The 6,000-nt window shown below is 52.4% G+C and carries 5 protein-coding genes; 4 read left to right on the top strand and 1 reads right to left on the bottom strand.

The features are described 5' to 3' along the window. The first annotated feature begins 405 nt into the window (after positions 1–405). Both JFC11_RS10185 and ilvN read left to right on the top strand, forming a co-directional pair. Positions 406–2,130, top strand: coding sequence for an acetolactate synthase 3 large subunit (locus JFC11_RS10185; RefSeq protein WP_038478332.1), 1,725 nt, complete (start codon positions 406–408; stop codon positions 2,128–2,130). Beyond that, positions 2,130–2,621: an acetolactate synthase small subunit gene (gene ilvN, locus JFC11_RS10190; protein ID WP_027336791.1), complete on the top strand. Its 492-nt coding sequence runs from the start codon at positions 2,130–2,132 to the stop codon at positions 2,619–2,621. The genes JFC11_RS10185 and ilvN overlap by 1 nt, the downstream gene beginning before the upstream one ends. Before the next feature lie 92 nt (positions 2,622–2,713). Here the strand turns inward: ilvN and ilvY are convergent, their stop codons facing one another. Then, positions 2,714–3,601 (bottom strand): HTH-type transcriptional activator IlvY, encoded by an 888-nt coding sequence (gene ilvY / locus JFC11_RS10195; protein WP_038478324.1) that lies wholly within the window; start codon positions 3,599–3,601, stop codon positions 2,714–2,716. A 218-nt stretch (positions 3,602–3,819) separates the two neighbouring features. Between ilvY and ilvC the strand changes: the two genes are divergently transcribed. Together ilvC and pssA are read left to right on the top strand one after the other, a co-directional pair. After that, positions 3,820–4,836 carry a ketol-acid reductoisomerase gene (gene ilvC, locus JFC11_RS10200; RefSeq protein WP_016916053.1) on the top strand — a complete coding sequence of 339 codons (1,017 nt, stop codon included), beginning with the start codon at positions 3,820–3,822 and terminating at the stop codon, positions 4,834–4,836. A 163-nt stretch (positions 4,837–4,999) separates the two neighbouring features. Next, positions 5,000–5,917, top strand: coding sequence for a CDP-diacylglycerol--serine O-phosphatidyltransferase (pssA, locus tag JFC11_RS10205; RefSeq protein WP_198349499.1), 918 nt, complete (start codon positions 5,000–5,002; stop codon positions 5,915–5,917). Positions 5,918–6,000: the final 83 nt, after the last annotated feature.

Below are 6,000 nucleotides of genomic sequence, written 5' to 3' on the forward strand. Positions count from 1 at the left end.
TAATGGCTAACTGCGACGTTTGTTGCGTTTGTCCTGATCGGAGGTTGACAGGCTGAGGGCGCTAATGGAATCTTGTGTGTTCCTGATTTGCGGGCGCGGAACCAACGGGCAACCCCTAATCCCCGCGCGAAGGGTAGGCGAAAGCCTTTACCCGCCGAAGGACTTCCGGGCTTGGGCTAACCGCCCGACCTGGCCAACGCCCCGACACGGCAAACCGTCGTGTAAGGTAGCTACTGGCGTATTTGATGATATGCCGGTGCTTCCGATGAGAGTGCAGGCCCTAACCGGGCCATATGCCAGGGTTTGGCATCAGGTGCCGGCATGGGCCGGCAGCGGCATACCGCCGCACTCGACACCGCAGGATGTCCTGCGGATCGCACTCGAGACCTCCAGGGGAGAAACACAGTGGAACTGCTTTCCGGCGCAGATATGATCGCCCGCTTCTTGCAGGATGAGGGCGTTGAGTACATTTATGGTTATCCCGGCGGCGCGGCGCTGCACATTTACGATGCGTTGTTCCGCCAGGACAAGGTGAAGCACATTCTTGTGCGTCACGAACAGGCAGCGACTCACGCAGCCGATGGTTATGCTCGTGCAGCGGGCAAACCAGGCGTGGTGCTTGTCACCTCGGGTCCTGGTGCTACCAATGCGGTTACCGGCATTGCGACTGCCTATATGGATTCGATTCCAATGGTCGTGCTGTGCGGTCAGGTCATGAGCCACCTGATTGGTGACGATGCCTTCCAGGAAACCGATATTGTGGGTGTGACTCGCCCCATCGTGAAGCACAGCTTCTCAATTCGGCATCCGTCTGAGATTCCAGAAGTGCTGAAAAAAGCCTTCTATCTCGCGGCGACTGGCCGCCCGGGTCCGGTCGTGGTCGATATTCCTAAAGATATGACAGCACCGACCGAGCGCTATGAGTACGTCTACCCGAAAAAGGTCAAGATGCGCTCCTATAACCCGGTTACCCGAGGGCATACGGGGCAAATTAAAAAAGCCGTTGAGATGATGCTGAAAGCCAAACGTCCGGTGTTCTATACCGGCGGTGGCGTGGTAACTGGCAAGGCAAGCGAAGGGTTGACCGATTTGGTCAAACAGCTCGGCTTCCCCATTACCACGACGCTGATGGGCATTGGCGCCTATCCGCAAAGTGATCGGCAGTGCCTGGGCTGGTTAGGGATGCACGGCTCGTATGAATCCAATATGGCTATGCACCATGCGGATTTGATTATCGCTATTGGCGCGCGCTTTGATGACCGAGTGACTAACAACACGTCGAAGTTTTGCCCCACGGCAAAAATCATTCACGTGGATGTGGACCCAAGTTCGGTATCTAAAACCGTACGCGCAGATGTGCCCATCGTTGGGCCAGCGTCTAGCGTCATTAATGAAATGATCAGCCTGGTTCAAGGTCAGTCAATTTCGCAGCCTGAAGCGCTGACCGAGTGGTGGCAAAAGATTGACGGCTGGCGCGCCGAGCGTGAAGGCAAGCTATATGAGCCTTCTAAGCCAGGCGAAGTGTTGAAGCCACAGGAAGTTATCGAAGCGCTATGCCGTGTTACTCGCGGTGAAGCCTATGTGACGACGGATGTTGGCCAGCACCAAATGTTTGCTGCTCAGTACTACAAGTTTGATAAGCCTAATCGTCTGATCACTTCGGGTGGTTTGGGCACCATGGGCTTTGGCTTCCCGGCTGCCATGGGTATCAAACAGAACTTCCCTGATGACGACGTCGTGTGTGTAACAGGGGAAGGCAGCTTCCAGATGATGATGCAGGAGCTCTCTACCTGTAAGCAGTACGGCGTGGGCGTCAAAATTGTAAACCTCAACAATGCATCGCTTGGTATGGTGCGGCAGTGGCAGGATTTGAACTACAAGTCCCGTCATGCGCACTCCTATATGGAGTCGCTGCCAGACTTCCACATGCTAATTGAGGCTTACGGATTTACCGCAATCACCGTGAATACCCTTGATGAGTTGGAACCGGCGCTAGAGCGCGCCTTTGCCGACAAGCATGAGCTGGTGTTCCTGGATGTGAAGGTTGATCCCTTTGAGCACGTCTATCCGATGCAGGTGCCGTTGGGTGCCATGCGTGACATGCTGCTGTCTAAAACGGAGCGTACCTGATGCGTCATATCATCTCGATTCTGATGGAAAACGAACCGGGTGCGCTGTCACGTGTGGTCGGGCTGTTCTCCCAGCGTAACTTCAACATTGAAACGCTGAACGTTGCACCGACCGAAGACCCGTCGCTGTCACGCCTGACGGTTACCACCGTGGGTGATGACCGAGTGATTGAGCAAATCACCAAGCATCTTAATAAGCTGATTGATGTGGTGAAGCTGGTCGACCTGACGGAAGGTAACCACATTGAGCGTGAGCTAATGCTGGTGAAAGTAAAAGCGTTAGGCGCTGCCCGCGATGAGGTGAAGCGTACGGTGGATATTTTCCGGGCGCAGATCGTCGACGTAACGCCAAGCCTGTATACCGTTCAGATTACCGGTGACGCCGCTAAGCTGGATGCATTTCTACAGGCCATGGCGCCGGTAGGCATTCTTGAAGTGGCGCGTACCGGGGTGTCCGGTATCGCTCGCGGCGATAAAGTTCTATCGTTGTAAACGCAGCATGCTAGCTGAGTAAGTCGTTAGAAAAGCAACTGAGAAAGCCGTCCTTATCAGGGCGGCTTTTTTTGTGTTCTTATAAGCGCGCGTTAACGCGGCGTCACAGTCGCCCAAAACGCGTCAATCATCGGATTCTTGAGGCGTCGGTTAAGCACGCAAACTCCGACATCGTAGTGGGGGAGCTCGGGTTTTACGCTGAGCACTTGCACACGTTCGGACAGCGGGCTGTTATCTAGCACGATTTTGGGTACCACTCCCACGCCAAATCCCAGCCCTACCATGCTCACAATCGCTTCGTGACCAGCCACTTGGGCATAAATACGCGGCGTAATGCCCATCGCTTTAAACCACGTGTTGGCGTACTCCCTTGAAAGCCCTGCCTCTGAAAGAATCATCGGGACATCACGCCACTGCTCGGCTGTTGAGCTTTCCGGCTGACTTGGCAGCCAGTCATGGGCTTCTGTAGGTGCAATAAACAGCAGCGGCGAGCGGGTAAGCGATTTAAAGGCCAGAGCGCTGGGTGGAATTCGCGGACGGGGGGTAATGGCCATATCGTCTGCGCCTTCCAGTACCCGTAACATGGCATCAGCGGGGTCACCGGTATGCAGCTTTAACTCGATACCAGGATGCCGAGTACGCACATCACTCAGTAGTTCGTAGAGAAAGCTATAGCTCGCGGTTACCGAACAGTAAATGCTTATTTCGCCACTCAGCTGTGCCACCGTGGCGGCCAGTGTTCGCTTCTGCATTTCCCATTGCTCTAAGGTCTCTTTTGCATAGCGCTGAAACGCTAAGCCTTGAGGGGTTAGCGTGACATGGCGATTGTCGCGCTCAAATAGTTGCGTGCCTAGCTCGCCTTCAACCTGCTGAATTGAGCGGCTTAAGGTGGATGGGCTGATATGACAAAGCTCGCTGGCGCGGCCAAAATGCAGCGTCTCGGCCAGCGTTACCACATGCTTTAATAAGCGAAAATCCATAGGAAGCACACTGTTAAGGTCGATGTTTCATAATTAGAAATAGTATGTTGCAAATATAGCGTTTTACGCAATGGTGGCGGTGGCGTACAGTGATCCCAATGCCAAAGCCCAGTGCTGCAAAAGACGGCACGGGTGGCCATCAACGCTGATACGACATATATAAATTATTCCTATATAACGATCATTTTTTGATCAAATTCGATTTTTGGAGTCTCGCTATGCACGTTTATTACGATAAAGATTGTGATCTGTCCCTCATCCAAGCCAAGAAAGTCACTATTGTTGGTTATGGTTCGCAAGGCCATGCCCATGCGAATAACTTGAAAGAGTCTGGTGTCGACGTCACGGTTGCTCTGCGCAAAGGTTCTTCCTCTGCCGCCAAAGCAGAAGCGGCAGGCCTGAAAGTGGCAAGCGTTCCAGAAGCGTGCAAAACCGCAGACGTTGTCATGATTCTGGCGCCGGATGAGAATCAAAAAGCGATCTACGAGCAAGAAGTAGAGCCGAACTTGAAAGAAGGCGCGACCTTGGCCTTCGCTCATGGCTTTAACATCCACTACAACCAAATTGAGCCGCGCAAAGATCTAGATGTCATCATGATCGCGCCGAAAGCGCCAGGTCACACGGTTCGTTCTGAGTTTGTTAAAGGTGGCGGCATTCCTGACTTGATCGCTATCCACCAGGATGCGTCTGGTAATGCCAAAGAATTGGCGCTTTCTTACGCGGCAGGCGTTGGTGGTGGCCGTAGCGGCATTATCGAAACTACCTTCAAAGATGAGACCGAAACAGATCTGTTCGGTGAGCAAGCAGTTCTGTGTGGCGGCGCAGTTGAGCTGGTTAAAGCTGGCTTTGAAACGCTGACTGAAGCGGGTTATGCGCCAGAAATGGCTTACTTCGAGTGTCTGCATGAGCTTAAGCTGATTGTTGACCTGATGTACGAAGGCGGCATCGCCAACATGAACTACTCCATCTCCAACAATGCGGAGTACGGTGAGTACGTTACTGGCCCTGAAGTGATTAACGATGAGTCTCGTGCCGCAATGCGCAATGCACTCAAGCGTATCCAAACGGGTGAGTATGCCAAAATGTTCATTCAGGAAGGCAACACTAACTACCCGTCGATGACGGCACGTCGTCGCTTGAATGCTGAACACGAAATTGAGCAAGTAGGCGCTAAGCTACGTGGCATGATGCCGTGGATCGCTGCCAACCAGTTGGTTGATAAGTCGAAAAACTAAGCGGTTAGCGTGCTAGTACGCTAGTTAGAGCCTCGGGGCGCGCATTGTCGCGCCCCGAGGCGTTTGGCGTTGCATACTGCAATTGACTGGCTGAGTTAGCTTCACCGTGTAGAATGAAAAGAGATCACTGTGCTTGTGACTTCACTTCAAACGGATGATATTTATGACCCAGGATGCTCGCGATCAAGAGCGTAAACAGGCCCCGCAGTCAGCGCCTCAAGAAGGCCAGAAAACAGAAGCTAGTGGTACTGGAGAGCAAGAAGACGCTAGTCACGAAAAGGTAAGTAATGGCAACGTAAGTAATGAAGATCTGGCTAGCGTTTTTTTGCGCGAAACCGAAGTGGTTGAAGAAGCGGTTGAGGACGGTAAGAAAATTCGCCGAAAAGGCATTTACTTATTACCTAACTTGTTTACTACGTCTGCACTGTTTTCAGGGTTCTTCGCGGTGGTAGCTGGCATTAACGGAGAATTCACTTCGGCAGCAGTGGCAATTTTTATCGCCATGGTGCTTGACGGGCTTGATGGCCGTGTTGCCCGTATGACCAATACCCAAAGCGAGTTTGGCGCAGAGTACGATAGCCTTTCCGACATGATCTCTTTCGGTATGGCGCCTGCATTGGTGGCCTTTACCTGGATTTTACAAGACATCGGTAAAACTGGCTGGGTGGTGGCATTTCTTTATGTGGCTTGTGCTGCACTGCGCCTGGCGCGCTTTAATGTCCAGATTGGTAGTGTTGATAAGAAATGGTTTATTGGCTTGCCAAGCCCATCCGCTGCCGCTTTAGTGGCTGCAAGTGTGTGGACCTTCCATAGTTTTGATGCGGATGCGGTAGGTTTTAAGCTGCTAATGCTGTTTGTTGTAGGGGCTGCGGGTGTGCTCATGGTTAGCAATATTCGTTATTACAGCTTTAAAGATCTCGATTTCAAAAAGCCTGTACCTTTTGTTGTGCTTCTAGCGGTAGTGCTAGGGTTCGTAATGATCTCAGTGGAACCATCTGTAATGCTGCTACTGCTTTTTGGTGCTTATGTGTGCTCAGGCCCGGTATTGGCCGTTATGCGCAAGGCCAAGCCTAAAAGCTAAAGTTTATTCACATTTTCTCAAAAAACCACTTGCCAAGACGGCAGCGAATCCGTAAAGTACGCATCCGCTGCCGGGGACGCACA

The organism is Vreelandella alkaliphila, assembly GCF_016107625.1.
Lineage (GTDB): Bacteria > Pseudomonadota > Gammaproteobacteria > Pseudomonadales > Halomonadaceae > Vreelandella > Vreelandella alkaliphila.